The organism is Undibacterium hunanense, assembly GCF_014284335.1.
GTDB lineage: Bacteria > Pseudomonadota > Gammaproteobacteria > Burkholderiales > Burkholderiaceae_D > Undibacterium > Undibacterium hunanense.
Window position 1 is genome coordinate 1 of the sequence record NZ_JACOGF010000012.1, and the last position, 24,732, is coordinate 24,732.

At 50.1% G+C, this 24,732-nt stretch carries 27 protein-coding genes; 21 read left to right on the forward strand and 6 right to left on the reverse strand.

Annotated features, from left to right (window positions below; all coding sequences use genetic code 11):
* Nucleotides 1-121: 121 nt before the first annotated feature.
* Entirely contained in the window at nucleotides 122-1,195 is a 1,074-nt protein-coding gene (locus tag H8L32_RS20430; protein ID WP_268977646.1) for an IS3 family transposase, read from the forward strand.
* A gap of 103 nt (nucleotides 1,196-1,298) precedes the next feature.
* On the opposite strand, the gene H8L32_RS20435 is transcribed toward H8L32_RS20430, so the two are convergent.
* From H8L32_RS20435 to H8L32_RS20445, 3 genes are all read right to left on the reverse strand, one after another.
* Nucleotides 1,299-1,970 (reverse strand): hypothetical protein, encoded by a 672-nt coding sequence (locus H8L32_RS20435; RefSeq protein WP_186949114.1) that lies wholly within the window; start codon nucleotides 1,968-1,970, stop codon nucleotides 1,299-1,301.
* Between the two features lie 352 nt (nucleotides 1,971-2,322).
* The gene (locus H8L32_RS20440; RefSeq protein ID WP_186949115.1) at nucleotides 2,323-2,646 is read right to left on the reverse strand and encodes an AzlD domain-containing protein; all 324 of its coding nucleotides are present in this window, start codon (nucleotides 2,644-2,646) and stop codon (nucleotides 2,323-2,325) included.
* Entirely contained in the window at nucleotides 2,643-3,389 is a 747-nt protein-coding gene (locus H8L32_RS20445) for an AzlC family ABC transporter permease (RefSeq protein ID WP_186949116.1), read from the reverse strand. Before H8L32_RS20445 ends, H8L32_RS20440 begins: the two co-directional genes overlap by 4 nt.
* Nucleotides 3,390-3,694: 305 nt before the next feature.
* Between H8L32_RS20445 and H8L32_RS20450 the strand changes: the two genes are divergently transcribed.
* Genes H8L32_RS20450 through H8L32_RS20465 form a run of 4 tightly spaced genes read left to right on the forward strand, consistent with a single transcriptional unit; the run spans nucleotide 3,695 to nucleotide 5,973 of the window.
* A complete protein-coding gene (locus H8L32_RS20450; RefSeq protein ID WP_186949117.1) occupies nucleotides 3,695-3,898 on the forward strand; it encodes a zinc-finger domain-containing protein in 204 nt (67 codons plus the stop codon).
* 12 nt (nucleotides 3,899-3,910) lie between these two features.
* Nucleotides 3,911-4,342, forward strand: coding sequence for a YybH family protein (locus tag H8L32_RS20455; protein ID WP_186949118.1), 432 nt, complete (start codon nucleotides 3,911-3,913; stop codon nucleotides 4,340-4,342).
* 51 nt (nucleotides 4,343-4,393) lie between these two features.
* A complete protein-coding gene (locus H8L32_RS20460) occupies nucleotides 4,394-5,350 on the forward strand; it encodes a YheT family hydrolase (RefSeq protein WP_186949119.1) in 957 nt (318 codons plus the stop codon).
* Nucleotides 5,350-5,973 (forward strand): DUF2946 family protein, encoded by a 624-nt coding sequence (locus H8L32_RS20465; protein ID WP_186949120.1) that lies wholly within the window; start codon nucleotides 5,350-5,352, stop codon nucleotides 5,971-5,973. Before H8L32_RS20460 ends, H8L32_RS20465 begins: the two co-directional genes overlap by 1 nt.
* A gap of 24 nt (nucleotides 5,974-5,997) precedes the next feature.
* Here H8L32_RS20465 and H8L32_RS20470 read toward each other — a convergent pair whose 3' ends face one another.
* On the reverse strand, nucleotides 5,998-7,473 hold the full coding sequence (locus tag H8L32_RS20470) for a M48 family metallopeptidase (protein ID WP_329605210.1): 1,476 nt from the start codon (nucleotides 7,471-7,473) through the stop codon (nucleotides 5,998-6,000).
* A gap of 132 nt (nucleotides 7,474-7,605) precedes the next feature.
* On the opposite strand from H8L32_RS20470, the gene moaC reads away from it, so the two are divergent.
* A complete protein-coding gene (gene moaC, locus H8L32_RS20475) occupies nucleotides 7,606-8,109 on the forward strand; it encodes a cyclic pyranopterin monophosphate synthase MoaC (protein ID WP_186949122.1) in 504 nt (167 codons plus the stop codon).
* A gap of 52 nt (nucleotides 8,110-8,161) precedes the next feature.
* On the opposite strand, the gene H8L32_RS20480 is transcribed toward moaC, so the two are convergent.
* Entirely contained in the window at nucleotides 8,162-9,844 is a 1,683-nt protein-coding gene (locus tag H8L32_RS20480) for a PglL family O-oligosaccharyltransferase (protein ID WP_186949123.1), read from the reverse strand.
* 416 nt (nucleotides 9,845-10,260) lie between these two features.
* Between H8L32_RS20480 and H8L32_RS20485 the strand changes: the two genes are divergently transcribed.
* The 9 genes from H8L32_RS20485 (at nucleotide 10,261) to H8L32_RS20525 (ending at nucleotide 17,820) form a co-directional block, all read left to right on the forward strand.
* Nucleotides 10,261-10,692, forward strand: coding sequence for a pilin (locus H8L32_RS20485; protein WP_408058957.1), 432 nt, complete (start codon nucleotides 10,261-10,263; stop codon nucleotides 10,690-10,692).
* Nucleotides 10,693-10,826: 134 nt separating this feature from the next.
* Nucleotides 10,827-11,015 (forward strand): pilin, encoded by a 189-nt coding sequence (locus H8L32_RS20490; RefSeq protein WP_186949125.1) that lies wholly within the window; start codon nucleotides 10,827-10,829, stop codon nucleotides 11,013-11,015.
* Nucleotides 11,006-11,395 (forward strand): hypothetical protein, encoded by a 390-nt coding sequence (locus H8L32_RS20495; protein WP_186949126.1) that lies wholly within the window; start codon nucleotides 11,006-11,008, stop codon nucleotides 11,393-11,395. Before H8L32_RS20490 ends, H8L32_RS20495 begins: the two co-directional genes overlap by 10 nt.
* Nucleotides 11,379-11,846, forward strand: coding sequence for a pilin (locus H8L32_RS28030; protein WP_186949127.1), 468 nt, complete (start codon nucleotides 11,379-11,381; stop codon nucleotides 11,844-11,846). The genes H8L32_RS20495 and H8L32_RS28030 overlap by 17 nt, the downstream gene beginning before the upstream one ends.
* Before the next feature lie 62 nt (nucleotides 11,847-11,908).
* Nucleotides 11,909-13,831, forward strand: coding sequence for a hypothetical protein (locus H8L32_RS20505; protein ID WP_186949128.1), 1,923 nt, complete (start codon nucleotides 11,909-11,911; stop codon nucleotides 13,829-13,831).
* Nucleotides 13,832-13,862: 31 nt separating this feature from the next.
* The gene (locus H8L32_RS20510; protein WP_186949129.1) at nucleotides 13,863-14,738 is read left to right on the forward strand and encodes a glycosyltransferase family 2 protein; all 876 of its coding nucleotides are present in this window, start codon (nucleotides 13,863-13,865) and stop codon (nucleotides 14,736-14,738) included.
* Nucleotides 14,719-15,855, forward strand: a complete 1,137-nt coding sequence (locus H8L32_RS20515; protein WP_186949130.1) for a glycosyltransferase family 4 protein — start codon at nucleotides 14,719-14,721, stop codon at nucleotides 15,853-15,855. The genes H8L32_RS20510 and H8L32_RS20515 overlap by 20 nt, the downstream gene beginning before the upstream one ends.
* Nucleotides 15,852-16,778 carry an NAD-dependent epimerase/dehydratase family protein gene (locus H8L32_RS20520; protein ID WP_186949131.1) on the forward strand — a complete coding sequence of 309 codons (927 nt, stop codon included), beginning with the start codon at nucleotides 15,852-15,854 and terminating at the stop codon, nucleotides 16,776-16,778. The genes H8L32_RS20515 and H8L32_RS20520 overlap by 4 nt, the downstream gene beginning before the upstream one ends.
* A gap of 7 nt (nucleotides 16,779-16,785) precedes the next feature.
* Complete coding sequence (locus H8L32_RS20525) at nucleotides 16,786-17,820, forward strand: glycosyltransferase family 2 protein (protein ID WP_186949132.1); 1,035 nt, start codon at nucleotides 16,786-16,788, stop codon at nucleotides 17,818-17,820.
* A 24-nt stretch (nucleotides 17,821-17,844) separates the two neighbouring features.
* Here the strand turns inward: H8L32_RS20525 and H8L32_RS20530 are convergent, their stop codons facing one another.
* Nucleotides 17,845-19,578, reverse strand: a complete 1,734-nt coding sequence (locus H8L32_RS20530) for a DUF4214 domain-containing protein (protein WP_186949133.1) — start codon at nucleotides 19,576-19,578, stop codon at nucleotides 17,845-17,847.
* A 366-nt stretch (nucleotides 19,579-19,944) separates the two neighbouring features.
* On the opposite strand from H8L32_RS20530, the gene H8L32_RS20535 reads away from it, so the two are divergent.
* From H8L32_RS20535 to H8L32_RS20560, 6 genes are all read left to right on the forward strand, one after another.
* Nucleotides 19,945-20,547 (forward strand): phosphorylase family protein, encoded by a 603-nt coding sequence (locus H8L32_RS20535; RefSeq protein ID WP_186949134.1) that lies wholly within the window; start codon nucleotides 19,945-19,947, stop codon nucleotides 20,545-20,547.
* A 24-nt stretch (nucleotides 20,548-20,571) separates the two neighbouring features.
* Nucleotides 20,572-21,510, forward strand: coding sequence for an aspartyl protease family protein (locus H8L32_RS20540; protein WP_186949135.1), 939 nt, complete (start codon nucleotides 20,572-20,574; stop codon nucleotides 21,508-21,510).
* 74 nt (nucleotides 21,511-21,584) lie between these two features.
* Nucleotides 21,585-22,217, forward strand: a complete 633-nt coding sequence (locus H8L32_RS20545; RefSeq protein WP_186949136.1) for a Vat family streptogramin A O-acetyltransferase — start codon at nucleotides 21,585-21,587, stop codon at nucleotides 22,215-22,217.
* Between the two features lie 120 nt (nucleotides 22,218-22,337).
* Nucleotides 22,338-22,667, forward strand: a complete 330-nt coding sequence (locus tag H8L32_RS20550) for a DHCW motif cupin fold protein (RefSeq protein WP_186949137.1) — start codon at nucleotides 22,338-22,340, stop codon at nucleotides 22,665-22,667.
* A gap of 185 nt (nucleotides 22,668-22,852) precedes the next feature.
* Nucleotides 22,853-23,650: a helix-turn-helix domain-containing protein gene (locus H8L32_RS20555; protein WP_186949138.1), complete on the forward strand. Its 798-nt coding sequence runs from the start codon at nucleotides 22,853-22,855 to the stop codon at nucleotides 23,648-23,650.
* A gap of 89 nt (nucleotides 23,651-23,739) precedes the next feature.
* Complete coding sequence (locus tag H8L32_RS20560) at nucleotides 23,740-24,603, forward strand: metal-dependent hydrolase (protein WP_186949139.1); 864 nt, start codon at nucleotides 23,740-23,742, stop codon at nucleotides 24,601-24,603.
* Nucleotides 24,604-24,732 lie beyond the last annotated feature (129 nt).

The window sequence follows — 24,732 nt, forward strand, 5'->3', positions numbered from 1 at the left end:
CCCATCCTAGTGCCAGCCAAACCAGACGAATCAACGAACTGGAACGCAAGCTCATCAAGAGAGAGAATCAACTGGCAGAGTCGGAGGCATTATTGGTGTTAAGAAAAAAAGCCGCGGCGATTTGGGGTGTGGTAAAGGAAGAATGATCGCCTCCCCGGATCGCCTTGATGCCCTGCAATTGATTGATGAAGCCGTCATTGCTGGTGCACGCCAGCATCTGGCTTGCGAGCTGCTGGGACTCAGTGAACGTACCGTGCAGCGCTGGCGGCACACACCCAAGGATAGACGGCCCGATGTCATTCATCCGGAACCCGCCAATAAACTTAGTGAGGAAGAGCGAACCGCTTTATTGATGACCACCAACCTCCCTGAGTATGCCAGCCTGACACCGCACCAGATTGTTCCCAAGCTGGCAGATCAAGGTATCTATCTTGCCTCTGAATCAAGCTTTTACCGCGTCATGAAAGCTGCCGGGCAAGGTCAACGACGGGGCAGAAGCAAGGTCCCACAGAAACGCCCCCTGACTACCCATCAGGCAAGTAGCCCGAATCAAGTCTGGTGCTGGGACATTACCTGGTTACCAACTACAGTCAAAGGACAATTCTTTTACTGGTACATGATGAAAGACATCTACAGCCGCAAGCTGGTGGTCAATGAAGTGCATGAGAAAGAATCCTCGGAACATGCCAGCCATCTGCTATGGCGTGGATGTTTGCGGGAACAGATAGCAGGTAAGCCACTGGTACTACACTCAGACAATGGCACTGCCATGAGAGGAGCCAACATGCTCTCAGCGATGTATGACCTGGGAGTGGTACCTTCCTTTAGCCGCCCCAGAGTGAGCAATGACAATGCCTATGCGGAAGCATTATTCAAAACGGCCAAGTATTGTCCACAATGGCCTGAACGGCCATTTGACACTCTGGAAGAAGCACGTCTGTGGGTCACGCAATTTGTTGAATGGTATAACGAAGAGCATTGCCACAGCGCTTTGAAATACCTGACACCAAGACAAAGGCATCGTGGTGAGTCCAGTACTTTACTGATACAACGTGCAAGCGTGTATCAATTGGCCAGACAGAAAAATCCTTTGCGCTGGTCGGGAAAAACAAGAAATTGGGCATTGAGTGACTGCGTCTATCTCAATCCAGAGAAGGCTCGTGTAGAAGAAAAGGCATACATGAAGGCTGCTTAATTTAAATTGAGGCGACAACTACCTTGACACACACCGCTTCGCCAAAGAACGTATTCAAAGAAAGGCGACCGCAGACTCGCCCTGCGGGTGCTTACGCTACGCTTCAGCATAATTTGTGCATCACAAAAAATGGGAAAGCTTCGAAACTCGCCTTCGGCTCCAACACGAAGCTTTCTGATCCATTTTCTGTGACGCACAAATTACATCGTCCCAAACGGATTGACGTCAAAAACAACTGCAACAGCAAAAAAGTCAAAACCAACGTCAACACAACCTCATTCATATTTATTTGAGTGCCGTCAATTAACGATGTGTGGGGATTGCAGTTGTTTTTGACATTGCAGTTGTTTTTGACGTTGGGGTTGTTGTTGCTTTTGACCTTGCCTTTGACCTTAATCCGCTTGGGACGAAGCCATTTGTGTAGTGCAGAAAATGGAAAAAGAAGGTCCGATGCCTGAGCGAAGCGAGTTGCGGACCTTCCCATTTTTTGCGCTACATAAATGGGCACTCCCGCAGGGAGCGAGTCTGCGGTCGCCTTTTCTTTGGATACTTTATTTTGGCGAAGCAAAAGAAAGTATCTCGGCCGCCGGGCCGAGACCCGGCTTGTGTCCACGGAGAGCAATCTTTTAACCAAAGTACGGCAATACAACAAACGCCGCTGGGCTCCAGCCTTCGCTGGAGCGACGATATTATGAGTGCCGTTGATTGGCGATGGTGTGGGGTTGTAGTTGTTTTTGACCTTAATCCGCTTGGGACGATGTAATTTGTGCTTCACAGAAAATGGATCAGAAAGCTTCGTGTTTGAGCCGAAGGCGAGTTTCGAAGCTTTCCCATTTTTTGGGACGCACAAATTATGCTGAAGCGTAGCGTAAGCACCCGTAGGGCAAGTCTGCGGTCGCCTTTCTTTGAATACGTTCTTTGGCGAAGCAAAGAACGTATTTCGGCCGCCGGGCCGAGACCCGGCTTGTATCCACGAAGGGCAATCTTTTAATCAAAGTACGGCATACAACAAACGCCACTGGAGCGCCAGCCCGGTAGATTCCTGCCTTCGCAGGAATGACGATATTAAATGTATAGGACCATTGTAGATTCAAACTTCGATACAGATCACCAGCAAAGCCCCCGCCTCACAACCCCAACCGAATATAAGTAAACACCGCCATCCCAAAAAATATCGTCTGCAACATATTCTTGCGCACCAAAAAGAAGGCGGTTGCCAGCAAGCCCGCCAGCAGGCGTGGGTTGCTCAGGCCGATTTCTACCTGGCCATTGGTCAATAACAGATCTGGCACGATGATGGCAGCCAGGGCGCAACCCGGCGCATAGCGCAAAGCCTCCTGTACCCGTTTTGGCAAATTGATATGATGCCCGACCAGCCAGAAACCACTGCGTGCAATGAAAGTTGCCAGGGTCAAGAGGACGATGACCAGCCAGACTTCCCAATCGTTCATGTTGACTCCTCACCAGTGTTCTTGCCAGCCTGATCATTGCCCGTTTTTTTGCCTTCCAAAAACTCTTCCAGCATCATCGCTGTGCCCATGCCCAGCAAGACTGCCAGCAACAAACCCAGTTTGTATGGCAAGTTCACCGCCAGCAAAGCACAGATACCGGCCACTACCACACCGGCAAAGGCAGCGCGATTCATGATCAGCGGCAGCATGATGCAGAGTATGGCCAGCGTACCGGCAAAACCCAGGCCCCAGCTGCCAGGTACCTGACTACCCAGGAGAATGCCGATGATGGAACCTGCTTGCCAGGACAACCAGTTAGGAAAAATGAGCGCTTTTAAATAAGCAAGCTTGCCTTTTTGCTCGCCAGATTCTGGGTAACGCTGCATAAACAGGCCAACGGCAATATCACCAGTCATAAAGCCCAGCCAGGCGCGGGTACGCCACGGCAGGTGCGAGAAATGCGGTGCCAGAATGGCAGAAAAAATCAGGAAGCGCAGATTGACCACCAGGGCAGTTGCAAAAATCACCCAGGCCGGGGCATGTGCCGCCAGCAGCGGCAATGAAGCCAGTTGGGCTGATCCGGCGAAAACCAGCAGGCTCATGCCCAGCGCCTGCGGCAATGTCAGGCCAGCCTTGATCATGGCAATGCCAACCACCAGGCCCCAGGCACCAATACCAAACCAGGTAGGTGCGCCCACCTTCAAACCTTCTTTGAATGCGGCCTTGTCGCTATCGAATGACATGTGGGGAGAGAGGAAATGCGGAAAAGTCCACTATTGTAGCGGTGAAACTAAAAGCTTGCCAAAGACTGCCAGCCAAAGTTCATTTACAAACAACTATTACTGGAACTCATTTCATAAACAGGGATGCGCTCTGACAAGCATTCTCAATTTGACAAATCGCCAATTCAGCCCCGCTGACTACGCAATCTCACTCTGCAAGGCCAGAATCCGTTAAAATCGCGGTGGCAATTTCTATTTTGGGAAAGCAGGCTGCCTGACAGCAGGCCCGGCGGCTTCCCGCACCATCCTTATTTACTGGAGTCACCATGTCCACACCAGCCAGCACCACCAGCAACATCGTCGAACTGCAAGCCACGGATCTGCCGGCGCACTGCCCCAATCCTGCCATGCCGCTGTGGTCATCTCACCCGCGCGTGTTTCTGGATTTGTCGCATGGCGGCACGGCGACCTGCTCCTATTGCGGCACGCAATACAAACTGGCGCCGGGCGTTGTGCTCAAGGCGCATTGATTTTTTAAGATCATGCCCGCAAAAACGCAAATGAATGGCAGTGCAGATGATGTCGAAGCTGCCTTTTATGATGCCCTTAGCCGTGCCGATCTGGATGGCATGATGGCCCTGTGGGCCGAAGATGAAGAAATCGTCTGTATCCACCCGGGTGCGGGCAGGCTGATCGGTCACGCTGCCATACGCAGCTCATGGGAAAGCATCTTTGAACGTGGTCAGGTCAACATTCGTCCTTTGCAGTTGCATGCCACCCACAATATGCTGACTGCGGTACACAGCATCATAGAAGAATTTCAGCGCACCGGTGACAGCAAGCAGGACGTGCATGTGCTTGCCACCAATGTCTATGTCAAAACCCCGCATGGCTGGCGTATCACCATGCACCATGCGTCGGTTGCGTCGGGCAAGGCACCGCTGGACATGTTCAAGGCCAGCATTCTGCATTAAACCGCAATGATTTATACGCCACCGGCATTGAGTCACATGAAATAGGCTTACATGAAATACCTGTCACCACGCTGGTTGCCCGGCGGCCATCTGCAAACGATTTATCCGGCCGTGTTTATCAACAAGCCCGTCACGGCCTTGCGACGTGAACGCTGGACCACGCCGGATGACGATTTTGTGGATGTTGATTTTCTGGATGGTGAACCGGGCAAACCCTTCGTGGTGATGTTTCATGGCCTGGAAGGTTCCAGCGACAGCCATTATGCGCGTGCCATGATGGCAGCCCTGCGTGACCGTGGCTGGTCGGGGGCCATACCGCATTTTCGTGGTTGTTCTGGCGAACTGAACCAGGCACCACGCTTTTATCATTCTGGCGATGCGCAAGAAATAGGCTGGATCATAGACCGTCTGTACCAGCAATATCGCCAGCAACATGCCAACGGCAAGTTTTATGCGGCGGGTGTATCACTGGGTGGCAATGCCCTGTTACGCTGGCTGGGCGAATCGCAACACCATGCAGATATCGTCAGCGCAGCCTGCGCCGTATCTGCCCCACTTGATCTGGCGCAGGGCGGCGCTTCGCTGTCCAGCGGTTTCAACATGGTCTATACACGCATGTTCCTGAAGACCCTGAAACCCAAGTGTCTGCAAAAGCTCGACCAGTTCCCCGGCCTGTTCAACAAAGATGCCATGCTCAACGCCCGCGATCTGTATGAATTCGACAACGTCGTTACCGCCCCTCTGCATGGATATCTGGATACCGATGATTACTGGCATAGAGCCAGCGCCAAGCATATACTCAACGACATCACCGTACCGACACTGGTACTGAATGCCAGGAATGACCCTTTCCTACCGGCCCAACATTTACCTACCCGTGCAGCCCAATGCGTGACACTGGAATACCCTGCACATGGTGGCCATGTCGGTTTTGCGGCAGGCAATGTGCCAGGTCATTTGAACTGGTTACCACAAAAGATACTGCACTTCTTTGAGGCGAATAGTTGATGGATGAGATCGTCAAGGCAGCACTGGCAAAATGGCCTGATGTTCCGCATTGCTATGGATGGCTGGCCCTTGATGCGCGAGGTAACTGGCGCATGCGTGACGAACGTTGCCAGGCGCTGAACCTGCCTGGCGACATCATTCGCCACCCCACCCTGCTGGCCTTCATCGTCCGCAACTATCTCTGCAATGAACAAGGCTGCTGGTATTTTCAGAATGGCCCGCAACGCGTGTATGTCGATCTGGAAGCAACGCCCTTCATCGCGACCACCACCGCCCAGGGCAGCTTTGCCCTGCAACACGGCGAACAGGCTTTCACACCCGAACTGGCCTTCCTTGACCCGCAAGGCAGATTGCAACTCAGTAGCGGCAACACGCTGGCCCAACTCGACGACCGTGACCTGGCTAACTGCCTGCCCTGGCTCACCCTCGATCAGCAAGTCATCAGTGATGAAGCGCTGTTGGCATGGCTGGAAGATAACAACGCCGCAGGTCAGCTACAACTGCGCCCACCTGGCGCAAACGGGCTATGCATAGACGTGCAGCGTTGCGAAGAACATCAGTTGATGCGGGAATTTGGGTTTGTGCAAAAGCCGAGACCAGAAAATACTGCTGGCAAACCTTGATATAAATAAACGACTGCAACGACATCAGCGCCGTTTTTTCTCATCCGCCATCTGATCCTTATGCTTTTCTTTCCATTCACGCTCGCGCGCATCAATGACGGACAATTCAAAATACTGGGCGTCCTTGTCGCGGCGGGCGATTTCCAGTTGCTGCAGCGCGGCGTCCCAATTACTCTGTATGCCATAGGCTTCAGCCAGGGCCAGATGCTGGGCGGCTTGCTTGCCCTGGGCGTCGTAGACCTTGGCTAACAGGCTATACAGTTGCGGTTCTTGCCGGTACAGGACAATCTGGTCGCGCAAAAATGCGGCGGACTGTTCTTCTTTTTTATCGGCCAGCAAGGCTTCTGCATATTGCAGGGCCACACCGCGTGACAGAGGTAGCTCACGCATGGCTTTTTCCGCTTCTTTGACGGCAGCAGCAGTTTGCTGGCTGCCTATCAGGATGTCGATGGACAGATCGGCAAACATATTGCTTTGCGTTAGCAGGTCTTTATATCGGGCATCCTTTTCGACCATCTTCTGCGCCTGGTCCAGCAGAGTTCTTGCTGCCGTGTAATCCAGTCGTTTATAGGCAACAAAGGCATGGCCATATTTGGCGGTGATCTGGTCTTCCAGCTTGCCGGATTTGGCTTGTACGTCAAAATAGGTAATGGCATCCATCAAGCCCTGAATGCTACTGTCCTGCAAGACACGCACCCTGACCTTGGTCAGCAAAAATTCCAGACTGTCGGCGTGCTGGCGATAGCGCTGGTCTACCAGGCGCGACTGGATGTCGGCAATACGCTCACTGGTCAGTGGATGGCTGCGCAAATAGGGTGGCACATTGTCAGTGTAATTGCGTGTGGAATTTTGCAGGCGCCCAAAAAAGCTCACCATGCCGGAAGGATCAAAACCGGAATCACGTAGAATCTGGAAACCGACGCGATCGGCTTCGCGTTCAGCATCACGGCCGAAATTCAACTGCTTCTGTATCGCCAGGCCTTGTCCACCAGCCGCCAGTGCCATGGCGGCATCCGGGCTGGAGCGTGCGGCCAGCACGGCCAGTGCCAATGCGGCCAGCGGAATGAGTGCATCCCCCTTCTGGCTAGTCAACATGCGGGCAATATGACGCTGGGCCACGTGACCAATTTCATGCCCCATAACCGAAGCCAGTTCTGATTCGGATTGCGCTGCCAGAATCAGACCAGAATGAAAGCCGATAAAACCACCTGGAAAAGCAAAGGCATTCAGCACAGGGTCACGAACAGCAAAAAACTCGAAATTGAATGATGTTTCACCACGTGCATCGGGGCGGGTTTCCAGCATTTTGTTACCCAGGCGGTTCAGATATTCTGACACGGGGGCATCATCCATGAAATCCGGATCACGCCGCACCACGCTCATGATCTGCTCACCCAGCTTGCGTTCCGCCAGGGGCGACAGTTCTTCACGTGACGTATCGCCCAGGGTAGGCAAGTTTTGCGCATGTGCCAGTTCGGGCGCGATGCCAACATTGGCCAAGCCGCTGATCAGCAGGAGGGCGGCGCATAAAGAAGTCCGGCGAAATGTGCGTCGGACTGTATTCGCAATGCTATGATGCCTGGACACTGAATTGCTTTCTTTTCTCTTCACTTTTTGCCTGTTATCACAATAATGAGTAACGATTCAACAAACCAGGGCCTGAGCCATTTTGATGCCAGCGGGCAAGCGCATATGGTCGACGTCGCTAACAAAAATGACAGTCACCGCAGCGCCATTGCCGCCGGGAAAATCCGCATGAAACCGGAAACCCTGTCCATCATCCAGCAAGGCACCGCAAAAAAAGGAGACGTACTGGGTATCGCCCGCATCGCTGCCATCATGGCGGCCAAACGCACCAGTGATCTGATTCCGCTCTGCCATCCTCTGGCGCTGACCAGGGTCACTGTTGATTTTAGCATTGAAGAAGCCACAGCCACGATCAGTTGCCAGGCCCAGGTTGAAACAATTGGTAAAACCGGTGTTGAAATGGAAGCTCTGACCGCCGTCCAGGTCGGTCTGCTGACAATTTACGATATGTGCAAAGCCACTGACCGGGGCATGGTCATGACCGATATACGCGTACTGGAAAAACATGGCGGCAAGTCGGGCGACTGGGTCAGCCTGATTGACGGTTAAAAAGCAATCCGCCGTTTGAAACCTGTCAGCAGTACCGTAGCCTTTCTTGGCATCAAGGTGCGTCACGCGGTGGCATCGTGACAAAGACTGTCTGGTAGCGCTCATCCTGTGCCGACTTGGCTTTCCAGTAATCCCAGTATTCCGTATAGGCGCCTGGGTGCAGGCGCTGCAGGCTCAGCATGGCGCGCTCCGCTTTTTTTGCTTGCCCATTCAATACATAGGCTTCAGCCAGTTTGTTGATGATATGCACGAAACCGAATCGCGCTCCCCATTTTTCAAGATAGGCTATTTCTTCTGCTGACATACCTTCCCGGGGATTGATTCTGGTCAGGGTGAAATATTCAAAAAATTGCGGAAAAAAAGTCAGCGCAGGCTTTTGCATGGGAGCCTGTGGTGCACTGTAGCCAGACTGCTCGGCACGCAGCGCATGAAAACCGGCAACGACGCGCTGAAAATCCATACTGATCAGTACCATCAACAACAGCGACACAGCCACCGGCACGGACAAGGCAGTTGGCGCCACCCGCACGCCAGCAGCCGGCCAGCGCATCTGGTGCACCATGCCCATCAGCACACCAACCGGTATCAATACATAGGCATACCACAAAGGAAATTCAACCATGCTGTGCACCATCACAGCCACAAAACACAGGCGGGCAAACTGTATCGCCAGGTGGGGCGCTGGCCGGACGCAAGTCTGCACAAACCACCATACCAGTGTCACCATAAACATCAGGGTATAAGGCCAGCCCAGTTCTGCTGCAAAATTCAAGATCAGGTTATGCGCATGTTCGGCATAGGTGCCGGAAGCCAGATCTGCCGCTATCCTGACCTGTTCTGAGCCAAAGCCAAACCAGCCCACACCAAACCAGGGATGTTCTGCCGCCATTCGCCATGCTTGCGACCACAAGACCATGCGCTCGGAACGTCCACCTACATGCTCGGCAATCGAGCCACCACTGAACCCGAAGATGTCCCCCAGAAAAGGCAACGCCGTCACCATACCTGCATACAACAAGGCCATGGCAAGACAAAATAGCAGACTGATGCGTCGTTCAATTGCATTTCCGGTGATTGCCGGCCGGCCAAGACCGCATAGCAGCACAAAGGCTGGAACGATCACCCAGGCTATGCGGGAATGAGTAAGCGTCAATCCCCACAGCAGAAAAATCACTGTCAGCGTCGCCAGCCAGGCTGGCATCTTGCGTGCCCTATATAAATAGAAGGCCGAAGCCAGGGCAAAACACAATAACAAAGCCAATTGATTCGGTTGTGCCACATTGGCAAACGGCCGCATGAAAGGCTGTGCGTTCGTCGCAATATACATAACGAACGGCCAGGCATACAGGCCGGATAACTGTATACTTTGCAATACCACCGACAGCAGACCAGCAAACAGGTGAGCAGCAGCCAGAGCCTGGCACAGCAATGTCACGCCGCCCTCTTTTGCCGCCCAGGTCGCCCCCATACTGATGGCCGCGATCAGTGCAACTATATAGATGAAAGGCAAAATGACATCAGCCGCATTTTCAAGATGGCCCGCAACAAACTGCACGGCAATCAGACACAGCAAACTGACGAAAAGATAAATGATGGCAGGCACTTGCAGGCGCGGCGCTTTCTCAGTTGCAAGAAATGCAAAAGCCAGTACCAGGCCCAGTATGCTCAGAATGTCATGATAATAAGTACGATAGGGATGGATATGAAACGGATGGGCGTAAGAGCAGATTAACAAAAAAGCAAAAACGACAATTGCAATTGTTGATTTTTCTTTCAAAAATACGCTGGGAACCATGTAGCAATCTGCTTTTCATATTGACGACAAGTAAATTATCGCACGGCGATCAACATACCACCGACCAAAGTGGTCAACAAAAATCGTCAACTAACAAATTCTGTCACTGCCATTTCCTGTACTGACAAAAAATGACAGCGCAAGTAAGCAGATGTAAAAAAATCGACTACTTGTATTGCCTCCATGCCAGAATATGGCTGGCAAGCAACTTGCTTGTCCTGAGTCAGCTTCTGAACTGTCTTTATTTTGATCAGAAGTTTCTCGTTTAAAAAAGCTGGCACATATCATGCTTATAGGTGAGTGCAGCACTTAATAGCCTTGTTTCACTTCAAATTTAAGGATTTATCATGAAAACTATGCAAAAGGGTTTTACCCTTATCGAATTGATGATCGTTGTTGCGATTATCGGTATCCTGGCTGCTGTTGCTATTCCTGCTTACCAGGATTACACAGTTAAGTCCAAAGTATCTGAAGTTGGTAACTTGATCGCTCCAGCATTGGCTCAAGCTGGTATATTGTGTTCTGGTGCTAATCTGTCAACTGCAGCAGACAATGCCACAATGGGCATTCCAACTGACGTTTCCATCGCTGGTAAATATGTCAAAAAAATTGGCGTGAATACCGCAGCAACTTCTACCTCAATCGTTATCACAGCAACAATGGACACCATCCCTGAGTTGGGCACAGCTGCAAATGGTACAGTTACATACACTGGCATTTGCGGTGTAGGTTCCCTGCGTTGGACAGTATCTGGCACTGTTCCTTCCAAATACCTTCCAAAAGCATAATAGCTTAAAGATACGGTACAAAAATAGGGAGATGCTTGCATCTCCCTATTTTTTTTTAGTTGTCACTTTCAAGAATTAAAGTGCAGTTGCTGCTTTTTTGATAATTCAAACAAGAATAATATAAGATGCAATGCATGAAAACTCAAATCAATCGTTTAACAGCAAAACAACATGTGCAACGTGATTTTACATTAATTGAATTAATGATCGTGGTTGCAATCATTGGCATTCTGGCCGTTGTTACGATCCCCGTGTATCAGGATTACATAGTCAAATCAAAGGTATCCGAAGTAGGTAATCTGGTAAGTCCTGCTTGCAAGTAGTTGGCGTTATATGTTCTATCAGTACATTTAATACTGCAACAAGCAGTTCTGCAGTTGGCATACCTACAGACCTATCTATTACAGGCAAGTACGTCAAAAAAATTTCCGTTAGTAACAGCACAGCAAGCTCTGTGACGGTTACTGCAACGATGGACAGCATTCCTGAATTGGGAACTGCGGGTTCAGACACAGTTATCTATAACGGTGTCTGTGACATCGGGCAGTTACTGGCACGGTTCCTGCTAAATGGTTGCCCAAGGCTTGATAAGATATTGGGTCCTCCTATTGAGAGGAAAATCAAAAAGCCGATTCAATCACCATTGTCCAGCCCAAGAAATTTCCAAGCAATGAAGGATTTGCCAAATGAAAAAGCTGACTAAAAATTTAACGACGAAACAATACGCCCAACGTGGCTTTACTTTAATCGAATTGATGATCGTGGTTGCGATTATTGGCATTCTGGCCGCTGTTGCGATCCCCGTGTATCAGGATTACACAGTCAAATCAAAGGTATCCGAGGTAGGTAATCTGGTAAGTCCGGCCTTGCAAGTAGCTGGCGTGATGTGTTCTAGCGGCACACTTAATACTGCAACAAGTAATTCTGCAGTTGGCATACCTACAGACGTATCTATTGCGGGCAAGTATGTCAAAAAAATTTCCGTCAGTAACGGCACAGCAAGCTCTGTAACGGTCACTGCGACGATGGACACCATTCCTGAATTGGGAACTGCGGGCTCAGGCACAGTTATCTATAACGGCGTCTGTGGTGTTGGATCCTTACGTTGGACAGTTACGGGCACGGTTCCATCAAAGTATTTACCTAAAGCATAAACTAAAGCTTTAGTTCTGCTGCAAAATAGGAGGTCTTAAGACCTCCTTCTTTTTTTAAATCGATGACAAAAAACCGTATTCCATTGTTTGCGCTATTGCTGGTTCTGGTTTTGACATTTTTTGTCTATCAACCTGGACTAAGTGGTTACTTCCTGTTTGATGACAGCGTCAACATCATTGAGAATAATCAGCTACATATACACAATCTGGACTGGCCCGGTTTAAAACAGGCTGCAATGTCAGGAATTGCCGGCATGTTAGGCCGCCCCATCAGCATGTTAAGTTTTGCACTGGATTATCTGGTAGCGGACAATAATCCAGCACAATTCAAACGCACGAATCTGATCATTCACTTGCTCAACGGCATTTGTATTTATTTTCTTGCCCTTTTGCTACTAAAAGCACACCGTACAAAATTTGCCTTTAGTATTCCGGTTGCGAACGCTGGCTGGGTTAGCGTCTGTATCACCGCAGCCTGGTTGTTGCACCCATTGAATCTGTCCAGCGTTTTGTATGTAGTACAGCGCATGACAAGCCTGAGCAGCCTGTTTTGCTTTCTTGGACTGATCTTTTATGTTCATGGCCGCCTGCTGATGGCTGCCAACAGCAAAGGCTGGTTATACGTATTTGCTGCCTTCTTTGTATTCACCCCGCTGGCCATTTTCAGCAAGGAAAATGGGGCCTTGTTGCCGCTTTTCCTTTTTTTGACTGAATCTATTTTCTTTCGCTTTGATGCCCCCATTCTGTCCAGAAAGTTACTGAAGACGATTTATACCTGCACCCTGGCCCTGCCCTTGCTGGTGATATTGGCTTACACAGCATGGCATCCGGAATGGCTGGGCGATACCTACAAGATACGCGACTTTACCCTTGCTGAACGATTGCTGACGGAAGCGCGCATAGTCTGGTTCTATATCCGTCTGATATTTGTGCCGGACATTAATCTGCTGGGGCTATATCACGACGATATCGCCATATCCAGAGACTTGTTGGACCCCATCACCACCCTGCCTGCCTGCCTGGGAATATTGGGATTGGCAATAACTGGCATTGCTGGCTATAAACGCCTGCCGATAGTGGCGTATGGCATATTGTTCTTCCTGCTAGGACATAGTCTGGAGTCCAGTTTCATTCCACTGGAATTAATCCATGAACACAGGAACTATTTACCGTCTTTCGGCCTGATTTTTGCCCTGACGTTTTACCTGTTTGTACCGGGAAAACATAACGAGAGCATGAAAATTCGCAGCTTGTTGGCGATTTTTATTCTATTCATGCTGGGCAGTATCAGCTATCTGAGAGCGGCACAATGGGGTGATGTGGCAGAAATGAAACTGAAAGAGGTAGCGCACCACCCTATGTCACACAGAGCCAATATGGATATCGCGACATTTTATGCATCATTGCCAGCAACGAATCAAATAGAAGCTGATGAGTATTACAGTGAGGCGTACAAGTTTTATGTCCGCGCAGCCGAATTATCCTCTTCAGATACACTTGGTCTCATGGGTTTGATCTCATTACATGCAAATCGAGCGATGCCTGTTGAAACTGCATGGATTACAGTTCTGACGCAACGCTTGACTAAGCTCCCCTTTGCAACCAATACTGGAAACTCTTTATCAAGATTAAGCCAGTGCACCATCGCCAAAAACTGCCAGGGAATTGATGATGTTGTCGGACAACTGTTTGAGGCGGCATTCAAAAATCCGACATTGTCAGGCAGAACAAAAACGCAATTGCTGTTTGCCTGGAGCGATTATTTGCTGCAAATCAGACAAGATCAGACTGCCGCCTTGCGAGCCGCGCGAGAAGCCGCAGCACGGGAACCCACTGATATAGACGCACAAATGAACCTTGCTATCATCCTCGTGAATCTAAATTTGAACGAAGAGGCGAGAAAACAAATCTCCGTCATTCGTCAGCTTGATCGTTTGCAAACATATACCAGTTCCCTGAAGGATCTGGAAAAACTTATCAAGTAAATTATCAAGCAAAAATAGCAAAATCATTATTATGCCAGCTACCCTGTCCATCATCCTTCCTGCAAAGAACGAAGCTGCTTCCCTGCAGAGCCTGTTGCCCAAACTGCGCGAATATGCAGGCGACGCAGAAATCATCGTCGTTGATGATGGCTCTACCGATAACACGGTAGAAATATGTCAGCAAAATCAGGTGAAAGTCATCTCTCACCCTTACAGCATAGGCAATGGCGGTGCCATCAAGTCTGGCGCCCGGGCGGCCAAGGGTGAAACGCTGCTATTCATGGATGCGGATGGCCAGCACAAACCGGAAGACATTCCACGCTTGCTGGCGAAATTAGGTGAAAAATATGACATGGTAGTCGGTGCCCGTGACCGGGCGTCGCAAGCAGGTGCCCATCGCGCCGTTGCCAATGGTTTTTACAATCGTCTGTCGAGCTGGATGGTGGGACAAAAGATACATGACCTGACATCCGGCTTTCGTGCCGTGAATGCCAAAAAGTTTCGTAAATTCCTGTACCTGCTGCCGAATACCTTTTCCTATCCGACCACGATTACCATGAGTTTCTTTCGTGCTGGCTATGCAATCGCCTATGTGCCGATCGAAGCGCCGAAACGCATCGGTAAAAGCCATGTACATGTGATCAAGGACGGTTTCCGGTTCTTGCTGATCATTATCAAGATTGGTACCCTGTATTCACCACAGAAGCTGTTCCTGCCGATCAGCCTGTCATTTTTCACGACCGGACTGGCTTATTATCTGTACACGTTTATCACCACACACCGCTTCACCAATATGAGTGCGCTGATGTTTATCTCGGCCATACTCACCTTCCTGATCGGGATAGTCTCGGAGCAGGTATCTGCCTTGCACTACAAGGATAGCGACAATGAGCCATCCGGCCAATAAGGCTAGTCTTGATGTCTTGCTGGTCAGCACCTCGTATCCGAAAAATGCAAAAGACTGGCAGGGACGATTTATTGCCGACATGTTGCAATCCCTGTCGGAAAAACCGGCGCTGACGCTCAGCCTGCTGGCACCATCCGGTGATATACCTGCCAATGTCCGTAACAGCCTGTCAGCTACAGATGCATTATGGCTGGACAGCATGCTGGCGGAAGGTGGCATCGCCCATATCGTGCGCAGCAAAGGTATAAAAGGCGTGTTTCACGTACTTAAACTATTAAACCTGCTGCAACATACTTATCGCGGACCGTATCGGCCTGATGTAGCCCATGTCAACTGGCTGCAAAACGCCCTGCCTTTATGGGGAACCTCCACGCCGGCACTGATTACTGTCCTCGGTACCGACTTCGCCCTGCTGCGCCTGCCGGGTATGAAGACAGCTCTGCGTCGTGTCATGGCACAACGCTCCTGCATCATTGCCCCCAACGCAGAATGGATGCAGCCAGCATTGCAAGAAGCCTTTGGTGACGTCGCTGAAATTCGCGTCATTCCTTTCGGGGTGGAAAAGAAGTGGTTTGCCGTGCAGAGGCACACTCCGGCACCAGCGATCAAGAAATGGCTGGTCATTACCCGCATCACTAAAAACAAGCTGGGTAGCTTGCTGGAATGGGCCAAAAATCTGGTGCACGAACAACGCGAAATACATCTTTTCGGCCCCATGCAAGAGCAGATAGAACTGCCTGACTGGCTGCATTATCACGGTCCCACCAACCCCACTGCTCTGGTTGGCGAATGGTTTCCACAAGCAGCTGGTGTATTGACACTCAGTCAGCATGATGAAGGCCGTCCGCAGGTCTTGCTGGAAGCCATGGCCGCTGGCCTGCCGGTAATCGTCTCTGACATACCTGGACATGCTAGCCTGGTGCAGGACAAAAAAACCGGATGGATTTGCGATAGCCAGTCCAAACTGCAACAGGCACTGGATTTCCTTGACGTTCAAGAGAATAATGAACGCACAGGCAAAGCAGCTCAAGCCTGGATAAAAACAGAAATCGGTACCTGGGACGATTGCGCAAGTCGTTATGAATCAGCCTATTTTGATTTGATGGCAAAAAAATGAGCAACGATGGCATCCTGATTATTGGCGGTACTGGCTTCATGGGATCAGCGATTGCCCGCGGCCTGCAAAATGATGCTGTTTGCCGGCAACAGCCCATCCATATCCTGGCAAGGCATGCTGACCCCGCCTCACCAGCAAATGTACAAGTACACCGTGGCAGTATGGACAACAGCGATCTGTTGCGCACGCTGTTGCCATTCTGTTCGACGATTATCCATGCGGCATCGTCGACGACACCAGGAGTATCGGCAAGGCAGCCTATGCTGGAAGCAAACCAGAATATATTGCCGACCTTACGTCTCATTGAATTGCTGAATGAATGCGGCCCTAAACAATTGCTGTTCTTTTCTTCTGGCGGCACGTTTTATGGCAATCCGGACAGCTCACCAGTATCTGAAAATGCCCCTTTCTCGCCACGCTCGTATTACGGTGCCGGTAAAATCGCCATAGAAGCATTTTTGCAGGTTTGCCAGGTGCAGACGGACAGCAAGATAAGTATATTGCGGCCATCCAATGTGTATGGCTGTGGCCAACCCTTCCGACCGGGCTTTGGTGTTATCCGTACCATGCTGGAACATGTATTGCGCGACACCGCCATAGATATCTGGGGCGACGGCGAAACCATACGTGATTTTCTGTATATCGATGATCTGGTGAATGCCTGCCTGGCCATCATCAAACAGGGCAATATCAGTGGCAGCTACAATATCGGCTATGGCGTGGGCCATAGTCTTAACGAAGTCATACGCAGCATCGAAGCCGTGTGCGGGCGCAAGCTCAAAGTGAATTATCAGCCAGCACGCCAGGTAGATGTGGCACGGATTGTCCTCAACAATGACAAGCTGGCCCGGCAATTGAACTGGCAGCCTCAGGTTTCACTCGACCAGGGGATAGCACTGACCTGGCAAAGCCTGCAAGGATAAAAGCAAGATGACTCCAGTATCAAGGCCGGACAAAACACCCGTCTGCAGCGTCTGCATTGCCAATTACAATGGACTCAAGCTCATCGACGCCTGCCTGCAATCTGTCTTGCAGCAGCAATTTGCTGGCCTCATCGAAATTATCGTCCATGATGATGCCTCAACCGACGGGTCTGCTGAATATATCCGCACCAACTATCCGTCCGTCGTACTTATTGCAAGCAAAGACAATGCAGGCTTTTGCGTTTCCAATAATCGCATGGTTGAAGCCGCAAGCGGTGAATACATACTCTTGCTGAACAACGATGCCGAACTGTTTGACGACGCCATCGCCCGGCTCCATGCACACGCACAAGCGCTGAATGAGCCAGCCATACTGGGCTTGCCACAATACGACCTGCCGACTGGTGATCTGGTCGACGTGGGCAATACCTTTGATCTGTTTTTTAACCCCATTCCCAATTTTGATCGCGCGCTGCCCGGTGTCGGCATGGTGATCGGTGCCTGCCTGTGGATACCCAGGACACTGTGGAATGATATTGGTGGCTTCCCTGCCTGGTTCGGTTCAATTGCAGAAGATGTTTATATCTGCACCGTTGCACGCCTGCGCGGACATCCGGTACAGGCGCTTCCAATATCCGGCTTTCGTCATTGGGGCGGGCAAAGTTTTGGTGGTGGCAGGATATTGGAAAACAGACTGAGTACCAAGCTATCCCGCCGGACGATTTCGGAAAGGAACAAAACCTTCGTCATGATCATGACCTGCCCCGCACCACTGGTATATATCCTGGTGCCTGTGCATTTAAGTCTGTTGTTGATCGAAGGTTTGGTGCTAAGCCTGGTAAAACGCAGTTGGCGTTTATTTACCGAAGTCTATTGGAATTGCCTTACTGCGCAATGGGTAGAAAGAAAACGCCTGTCGAGTATGAGAAAAAGCATACAAGAGAACAAAAAAATCAGGCTGACAAACTATTTGCAGGTATTTTCTTTGTTGCCGCATAAATTAAGGCTGCTATTTAAATATGGCGTACCAGAAGTGAAATAACGCCAGTTTTTTCAATGCTCCGCATTACAAAAAGTTCGTCACATCAAATCCAACAAGGCTTAGGTTATTGATATTCTTGAGCGTGCCAACCAGGGTAATTTCATCGGGTGTTATGTTGGCAACATCGTTCTGATTAATCACAAACCAGATACTGGCGTCGCCTATGATATCTGCAGTGATCAGCACCATCTTGGTGGCGACCGTCGGGGCAGCGAAGGCTTTGCCGGTGCCGAACAAGGCGGCCAGTTTTGCCGGGTCCAGGGCATTGCCCTGGACAGTTAACACATCACCATTTGCCCAGGCCTTGGGCACCGTACTGGCAGCGTTCACCGCAGCAATCTTGGTAGTACCGGTTTTATTCAGGAAGGATGAAAAATTCAATACATCCCCACCCTTGCCTATCGTGAAATTGGTGATCAGGTCATTGCCATTTGCCTGCGGCGTAATACCAAACGCATAGGTGTCGATACCTATCCCACCCTGCATGGTGTCATTCCCTTTACCGCCCTCAAAAAAATTCGGGTAAGCAGAACCTATCAGCAGATTGTTGCCGTCATCCCCCTTGATAGTAGTCGTCACCGTCACCTTGCTACCACCGGTGGTCGTGGTGGTAGCAGCAGCCAGGCTGCTAAGATCGACGTTGTTGACCTGCTGTATGCTGCCACTGAGTAAATCCAGGTTTTTACCGTCGAGCAAAAGTTTATCGAGCAACAAATCCACCGACAGCGGTGTCGTCAATGCGCCCTTGCCACTCAATAGATGATTGGTTTCATTCAAGGGGATATCGATAAAATTGATTTGCAGGTCAGACTTGACGGCATTGATGATATTCACCACCTTGCCACCGGTAAACGAGGTATTGTCCAGCGTTACGGTCAGATTGCTGACATTATTGATACTATTGTTGCTGGTGGCGAAACCCGTCAATGTCAGGGTCGCCGTGGTATCAGTGGTCTTGGTCAGACTGGCCGTCAGACCGACTGGCACATTCGATATTTTCCCCAGAGTGGTACCGACATTGCCTTTGAAAGTATCGCCTGTCACGGTCAGGGTAATGGTATTGACGATACTGCCGTCATTAAGCTGCTTTTCATTAAATACCGTGGAAGAATAGGTAATACTGCCGATGGTCGGTGCCACTTCGGAAGCTTGCGCCACCTTCAGCACCAGTTGTTCAACATTGGTGGGGGCTGCTGCTGCCTCTGCCGCAGTAGGCATACGTCCCAGCAAGGTCGTATACACCACGCTGGCGTATACCTTCGTTGCTGCGGAGGTTTGAAATTCTGCTGATTGCGCAAACTGGTTCAGAATTTCGCCACGCGACATACCACTGGCCATTTGCTGCAGCCAGTAATCACGACCCGCAGCATCAGCATTACGCCCCAGTACGTTTTGGTAGATCAGGTTCAAATACTGAGTATTCGATATGTTGCTACCATACTTGGTAACAAACTCTTCTGACTGTGCAAAGGTCTGGGCAACTTGCAAATTACTGCCGCCGTTTCTTTGCACGCCCATCCAGAACAGGAATCCTTCATAATCAGGAATACGATTGAATGCCGCAAAATAAAGCCGCACAATCTGCTCCGCTGCCGGGCTGTAATCCGTTGCAGTCAAAAAATTGTATTCAACACCAGCACGTGTCAGCAGCCCAGAATCCAGACGTGCCGCATACAGATCGACCGTGGCCTGATCAGCTGGTTTATTCCACAACACCTGATACAGGCCTGTGACAAATTCTTTATTGGTTTTGGCCATCATTGCACCTGAACGATTTACAGCAAAGGAAAGAAAAACAAAACATGGCGCAACTTACCTGCAAGCAAGCCTCTAGCCTAATAACGGCAGAATTTCCGATAATTACAGCGCAGCTACTTTTCTGGGCAGCAAAAACACTATTTTTGCTAAGTATAGAGGATAAATTCCACGCTCAATTCAAACAATAGCCAGTGAAAAACAGGGTAATTCGCCAGGTGCCTCACACCGGCTCAAACCCAAAAGCAGCGATGCTGTACTCTGACTGATGTCAACAATTCAATGCGATAATCTGTCAGCAAGAAAAATCATAAGGCAAAGCATGTCAGAAATTTATCGATTTATAAGTTATCGATTCACAAGAGAACCATGAAAATCACCGTACTATTCCCCACCCAGACCGAAGCCAGCCTGTTTCAGCGTGACGATGTCAGCACTATCATCTCTGGTGTCGGCCTGAGCGCCACGGCGCATGCGACGACCAAACTGATCTGTCAACAAAAGCCCGATTTGCTGATCATGGCAGGCATCGCTGGTGCCTATCCCCATTCCGGCCTGAAAATCGGCGATGTCACCCTGATCACCACAGAAGTGGAAGGCGATCTCGGCTTCTTCAACCCATCCGGCTTTGTGCATCTCGCCCATTTACCGATAGACATGGAATTTGAACGCCGCCATACCCTGGCCTGCCCGCATATACCAGCCAACCCGCTCTTCCCGCTGGCACGCAGCATGTCATTGAATGCAGCCATGGCACCGTTTGTGGATACCGGTGAAGTTGATCTGGAAAATATGGAAGGTGCTGCTTTTTTTCATGTCTGCCTGCAAGAAAACCAGGCCTTCCTGGAGTTGCGCGCTATCTCCAATTTTGTCAATATTCACAATGATGAATGGGATATGCAAGGTTCGGTCAAAGCCATGACAGCGGGCCTGCATCGTTTGATTGACTCACTATTGCAATCCACACAATAGAAAAATTGGAGGCATAGTTTTGCCATGCAAAGATACAACTTACAAAGCAGCTTATTATTTATTCTGGGAACTGCCGTCGCGCTCCTTACCAGCGCTACTAGCAGTGCCATTGCTGCTGAATATGTTGAGTCTGTTGAGTATGGACCGCTGACCATTCCCATGACCTGGAACGCACAAGCGTCGGTATTCACGGTTGACGTCAACATCGGCAATACAAACTTGAAACTGATCGTCGATTCAGGCTCAAGCAATCAGGTGATCAATGACAGCACGGCCAGATTATTGGGCATCGATACGAGTAAGCTTCCTGAAGTAGGTAAAGGCAAAGACCATGCGGGCAATCCGGTACCCATAAAGGTACTGGCTATGCTTCATGCAAGCATGGCCTCGCATGAAGTCACATTGAACAATGTCGTCATTATTCCCGACAATCCGGACATGAGCAAATTGGGCATTGCCGGCGTGATCTCACCACAGCTCTTATTTGACAACCCCATTCAACTCGACTTTGCCCACCAGAAATGGGTAGTCAATCCTAAAACAAAGCCCTTCGTTCTGGAAAAAACCAGTAAAGCCTACTGGTACAAAAAGAATAAAATTTTTACTGAAATTACCGCTGAAACCCGTGCGCCTGTGCTGGCCATGCTGGACACCGGCTCGGGCACCACCAAATTTGAAGCAGACTATCTGGGCAGAAGTCTCAAGGAAATGGATTGTGCAGTTCGGGGTGTGGCGGGTTGCGGCAAGGGTCAGAGAGATGACACCCCTACCAGGATATCCTTCGCAGGGAAGGAATTGACTCTCGCCAGCGTCGTGCTTCAAAAGGAAATACGTCATAGCGACAAAACCGACGAACGAGCGTTGATAGGTATGAGCATCCTGCGTTTTTGCAGCATTACCATCAATCACAGACTGGATGAGCAAATTGGTATTGCATGTATGAACGAATTGCCAAAAAATTGAGATGCCCAAGCGTGCATGATTAGACTTGGCACGTATATAAAAAACCAAAACTTTTTTCAGTGCCAAAGGTTCATATGAACGGCCCAGACCCAGACAACAAACACCCGATGCAAGGCTTTCCGCAAGTCTGCTATATCAGCAATACCGTCAACAACCCTCATATCATCATTGGTGACTACACCTATTACGATGATCCGGAAAACTCAGAAAATTTCGAGCGCAATGTGCTCTATCATTTTCCATTTATCGGTGACAAACTCATCATCGGAAAATTCTGTGCACTGGCCCGTGGCGTCAAGTTCATCATGAACGGTGCCAATCACAATATGGCTGGCTTTTCTACCTATCCATTTCAAATTTTTGGCAATGGCTGGGACAGCACACCCATGGATATGGCATCGCTGCCCTACAAGGGTGACACTGTCATTGGCAATGATGTCTGGATAGGCTATGAAGCGCTCATCATGCCGGGTGTCAAGATCGGTAATGGCGCCATTATTTCTTCCCGCGCTGTTGTCGTCAGTGATGTACCGGCCTATACCATCGTCGGCGGCAATCCTGCCAAAGCACTGCGTCAGCGCTTTGCGCCTGAAGTCATCGCTGCACTGGAAGAGCTGGCATGGTGGGACTGGCCGGTAGAAAAAATTTCCCGCAACATCAATCTCATCACTGCGGGCGACATCGCTGTTTTACAGACCTGCGTCTGACAGCACAACTGAACTGCATTACAGAATGTCGTCAAAATAAGCCGTAATTGTTACCTGTGCTTTCGCAACAGCCAGTCTACAGTTGTACCTGTTTTCAACTGGCAGCGATGAAGGATAATTATGAACATCACGGACATCCCCTTTGGTACGACAGACTGGAACTCCATCCCGGCCACCACCCATCCGGGCGTGACCGGTACAGCCTATTGGCGCACCTGCCACTTCGGCACTGTACGCGTGCGTATGGTTGAATATACGCCCGGTTATCTGGCAGACCACTGGTGCAGCAAAGGCCATATCTTGCTATGCCTGGAAGGTGAATTGCAAACAGAACTGGACGATGGCCGCATAATGAACTTGCGGGCAGGCATGAGCTATCAGGTAGCGGACAACGCCGAGGCCCACCGCTCATCGACAACTGCCGGAGCCAAGCTGTTTATTGTCGATTAAGAAGCCACGTAAGTGACTTTGATAAAGTGGCTTGTATACATGGGCCAGCATCCGTGTAAAACCAGTAAAATGCAGTGATTGATCATGCCTATACTGCTTACTGTATCTTGAACCAGCCCAATATCACCGTCTCCCCTGTCAGACACCACGTCTTCCCCGCGCACCCCAGGCTGGTGCCGTTGCTCATGCATATACTGGTCGTGGAATTGGACGGCTGCGAAGCATCCTTGCCTGCCACGCTATGCCCAGCCATCATGCTGTTCGTGCGCGGAGGCGGCTGCATAGAAAATGCTGATGAAAGCCGCACGGAATCACCACGCTTTTTCTTGCGTGGTCCAACCATGATGCCCATGCATGTGCATTATCAAACCAATACCCTGACCGTGTCAGTCTGTCTGCGTCCCGGCATGCTGAATCAGGCGACCGGCCTGAACGCCAACGATATCGCTGACGGCTACGTCACAATGGACAAGCTGGTGGACCAGGAAAAACTCTATGCCTTCTTGCAATCCCTGGAGAATGAACAAGAGATTGACCGTATCGTCAGCCTGTTTCAGGATTTTTTGCTGGAGATACTTGATCATCAAAAAAAGAGCAGTATCGGTGCCGCCTTCCTGGCTGCACACAAGAAAATCTTCTTTCCGCTGCTTGATCTGTCCGACTATTTTGGTATAGGGCAAAGGCAACTTGAACGTCGGGTGCGTGATGCTTTTGGTGTCACGCTACGTGACGTGCGGCGTATCGTGCGCTTTGGCCAATCCCTGCCGTCCCTGATCAAGCCGGATGTCGCCTGGGGTGATCTGACCCAGATTGCGCAAGATACCGGTTATTACGACCAGGCCCACATGCACAGGGAATACCTGGAACTGGCAGGTATTGCACCGGCCCAGCTAAGGCAAAAAATCAATGGACAAGACCCGGCCTACTGGATTTATCGCATCGCTGCGCAAGATTTCTATGACCTGTTTTTATCGGTCGAATGACGGGTCGGTACAAATTTGACGCCTTGATACAAGTACGCTGTACGCATATTGTTTAGACTGTTTTCCATGATTAAACATGGAGAAACAAGATGAGCGGGATTGAAGAAAACAGCGCACCAGGCAAATCAGATACAACTTTGCAGGTCCGGCATCTGCATATCGATTTCTCTCAAGGTTTTCCACGCCACTGGCTGGGTAACGATGCGTTTCGCTCACAGTTATTCAATGCCCAGTCCTTCAGTTTTCCTTTGGGTGAACAGTATTTCATCGACAGCGTGCGTGCAGCCCTGCCACTACTGACAGATGAAAAATTAAAGGCCGATGTCAGGGGTTTTATCGGCCAGGAATCCACTCATCGCCATATTCATGAACAATACAACCTGCAACTGAATGCTCAGGGTCTCAGCTATTTCATCGAACCCTTTGTCGCCTGGCGCATACGCACGGCAGCCGCGCTGGGTGTCAAAAACAATCTGGCAGTCACCATGGCATATGAACATTTCACGGCGATTTTTGCCGATGGCGTTTTGAGTGAGGCAAAATGGGTGGACGATGCAACAGAACCAATGAAACGCCTATGGACCTGGCATTCCATAGAAGAAACCGAACACAAATCCGTGGTCTTTGATGTCTATCAGGCGCTGGGAGGCGGCTACTGGCGGCGGGTTGCCTGGCTGCTCTATGTAACGATGCTGTTCAGCCTTGATACCCTGGTACAAACCACGCATTGTCTGTATCGCGATGGAGAATTGTTCAAAGCCAAAACCTTGTGGCAAGGATTAAAATTTTACTTTGGCCGCCGTGGACTGTTGTGGTTTTCACTGCCGCATTATCTCGCTTATTTCAAGCCCGGCTTTCAACCCTGGGACCACGATAATCTGCACCTGACCCACCAATGGTTGCAGGAACACAGCGAAGCCTATCGTGAAATCGGCAAGCGTGTCGGGACTTGAACAGACATCACTCATCAGCCACGCTATTTTCACCATTTTCACGATTCTCACCATCTCAATAAAAAAGCTCGCTGGAAGCGAGCTTTTTTACGAGGTTGTCTGAACCTGCAATCAATACGAATTAATGCG

Excerpts from the sequence above, each read along its gene's own strand:
- H8L32_RS20550 (WP_186949137.1), top strand. The coding sequence starts at position 22,338 with ATGAACATCACGGACATCCCCTTTGGTACGACAGACTGGAACTCCATC.
- H8L32_RS20515 (WP_186949130.1), top strand. The coding sequence starts at position 14,719 with ATGAGCCATCCGGCCAATAAGGCTAGTCTTGATGTCTTGCTGGTCAGC.
- H8L32_RS20530 (WP_186949133.1), bottom strand. The coding sequence starts at position 19,578 with ATGGCCAAAACCAATAAAGAATTTGTCACAGGCCTGTATCAGGTGTTG.
- H8L32_RS20540 (WP_186949135.1), top strand. The coding sequence starts at position 20,572 with ATGCAAAGATACAACTTACAAAGCAGCTTATTATTTATTCTGGGAACT.
- H8L32_RS20535 (WP_186949134.1), top strand. The coding sequence starts at position 19,945 with ATGAAAATCACCGTACTATTCCCCACCCAGACCGAAGCCAGCCTGTTT.
- H8L32_RS20485 (WP_408058957.1), top strand. The coding sequence starts at position 10,261 with ATGCAAAAGGGTTTTACCCTTATCGAATTGATGATCGTTGTTGCGATT.
- H8L32_RS20440 (WP_186949115.1), bottom strand. The coding sequence starts at position 2,646 with ATGAACGATTGGGAAGTCTGGCTGGTCATCGTCCTCTTGACCCTGGCA.
- H8L32_RS20525 (WP_186949132.1), top strand. The coding sequence starts at position 16,786 with ATGACTCCAGTATCAAGGCCGGACAAAACACCCGTCTGCAGCGTCTGC.
- moaC (WP_186949122.1), top strand. The coding sequence starts at position 7,606 with ATGAGTAACGATTCAACAAACCAGGGCCTGAGCCATTTTGATGCCAGC.
- H8L32_RS20545 (WP_186949136.1), top strand. The coding sequence starts at position 21,585 with ATGAACGGCCCAGACCCAGACAACAAACACCCGATGCAAGGCTTTCCG.
- H8L32_RS20520 (WP_186949131.1), top strand. The coding sequence starts at position 15,852 with ATGAGCAACGATGGCATCCTGATTATTGGCGGTACTGGCTTCATGGGA.
- H8L32_RS20455 (WP_186949118.1), top strand. The coding sequence starts at position 3,911 with ATGCCCGCAAAAACGCAAATGAATGGCAGTGCAGATGATGTCGAAGCT.
- H8L32_RS20505 (WP_186949128.1), top strand. The coding sequence starts at position 11,909 with ATGACAAAAAACCGTATTCCATTGTTTGCGCTATTGCTGGTTCTGGTT.
- H8L32_RS20465 (WP_186949120.1), top strand. The coding sequence starts at position 5,350 with ATGGATGAGATCGTCAAGGCAGCACTGGCAAAATGGCCTGATGTTCCG.
- H8L32_RS20510 (WP_186949129.1), top strand. The coding sequence starts at position 13,863 with ATGCCAGCTACCCTGTCCATCATCCTTCCTGCAAAGAACGAAGCTGCT.
- H8L32_RS20555 (WP_186949138.1), top strand. The coding sequence starts at position 22,853 with ATGCATATACTGGTCGTGGAATTGGACGGCTGCGAAGCATCCTTGCCT.
- H8L32_RS20450 (WP_186949117.1), top strand. The coding sequence starts at position 3,695 with ATGTCCACACCAGCCAGCACCACCAGCAACATCGTCGAACTGCAAGCC.
- H8L32_RS28030 (WP_186949127.1), top strand. The coding sequence starts at position 11,379 with ATGAAAAAGCTGACTAAAAATTTAACGACGAAACAATACGCCCAACGT.
- H8L32_RS20445 (WP_186949116.1), bottom strand. The coding sequence starts at position 3,389 with ATGTCATTCGATAGCGACAAGGCCGCATTCAAAGAAGGTTTGAAGGTG.
- H8L32_RS20490 (WP_186949125.1), top strand. The coding sequence starts at position 10,827 with ATGAAAACTCAAATCAATCGTTTAACAGCAAAACAACATGTGCAACGT.
- H8L32_RS20560 (WP_186949139.1), top strand. The coding sequence starts at position 23,740 with ATGAGCGGGATTGAAGAAAACAGCGCACCAGGCAAATCAGATACAACT.
- H8L32_RS20460 (WP_186949119.1), top strand. The coding sequence starts at position 4,394 with ATGAAATACCTGTCACCACGCTGGTTGCCCGGCGGCCATCTGCAAACG.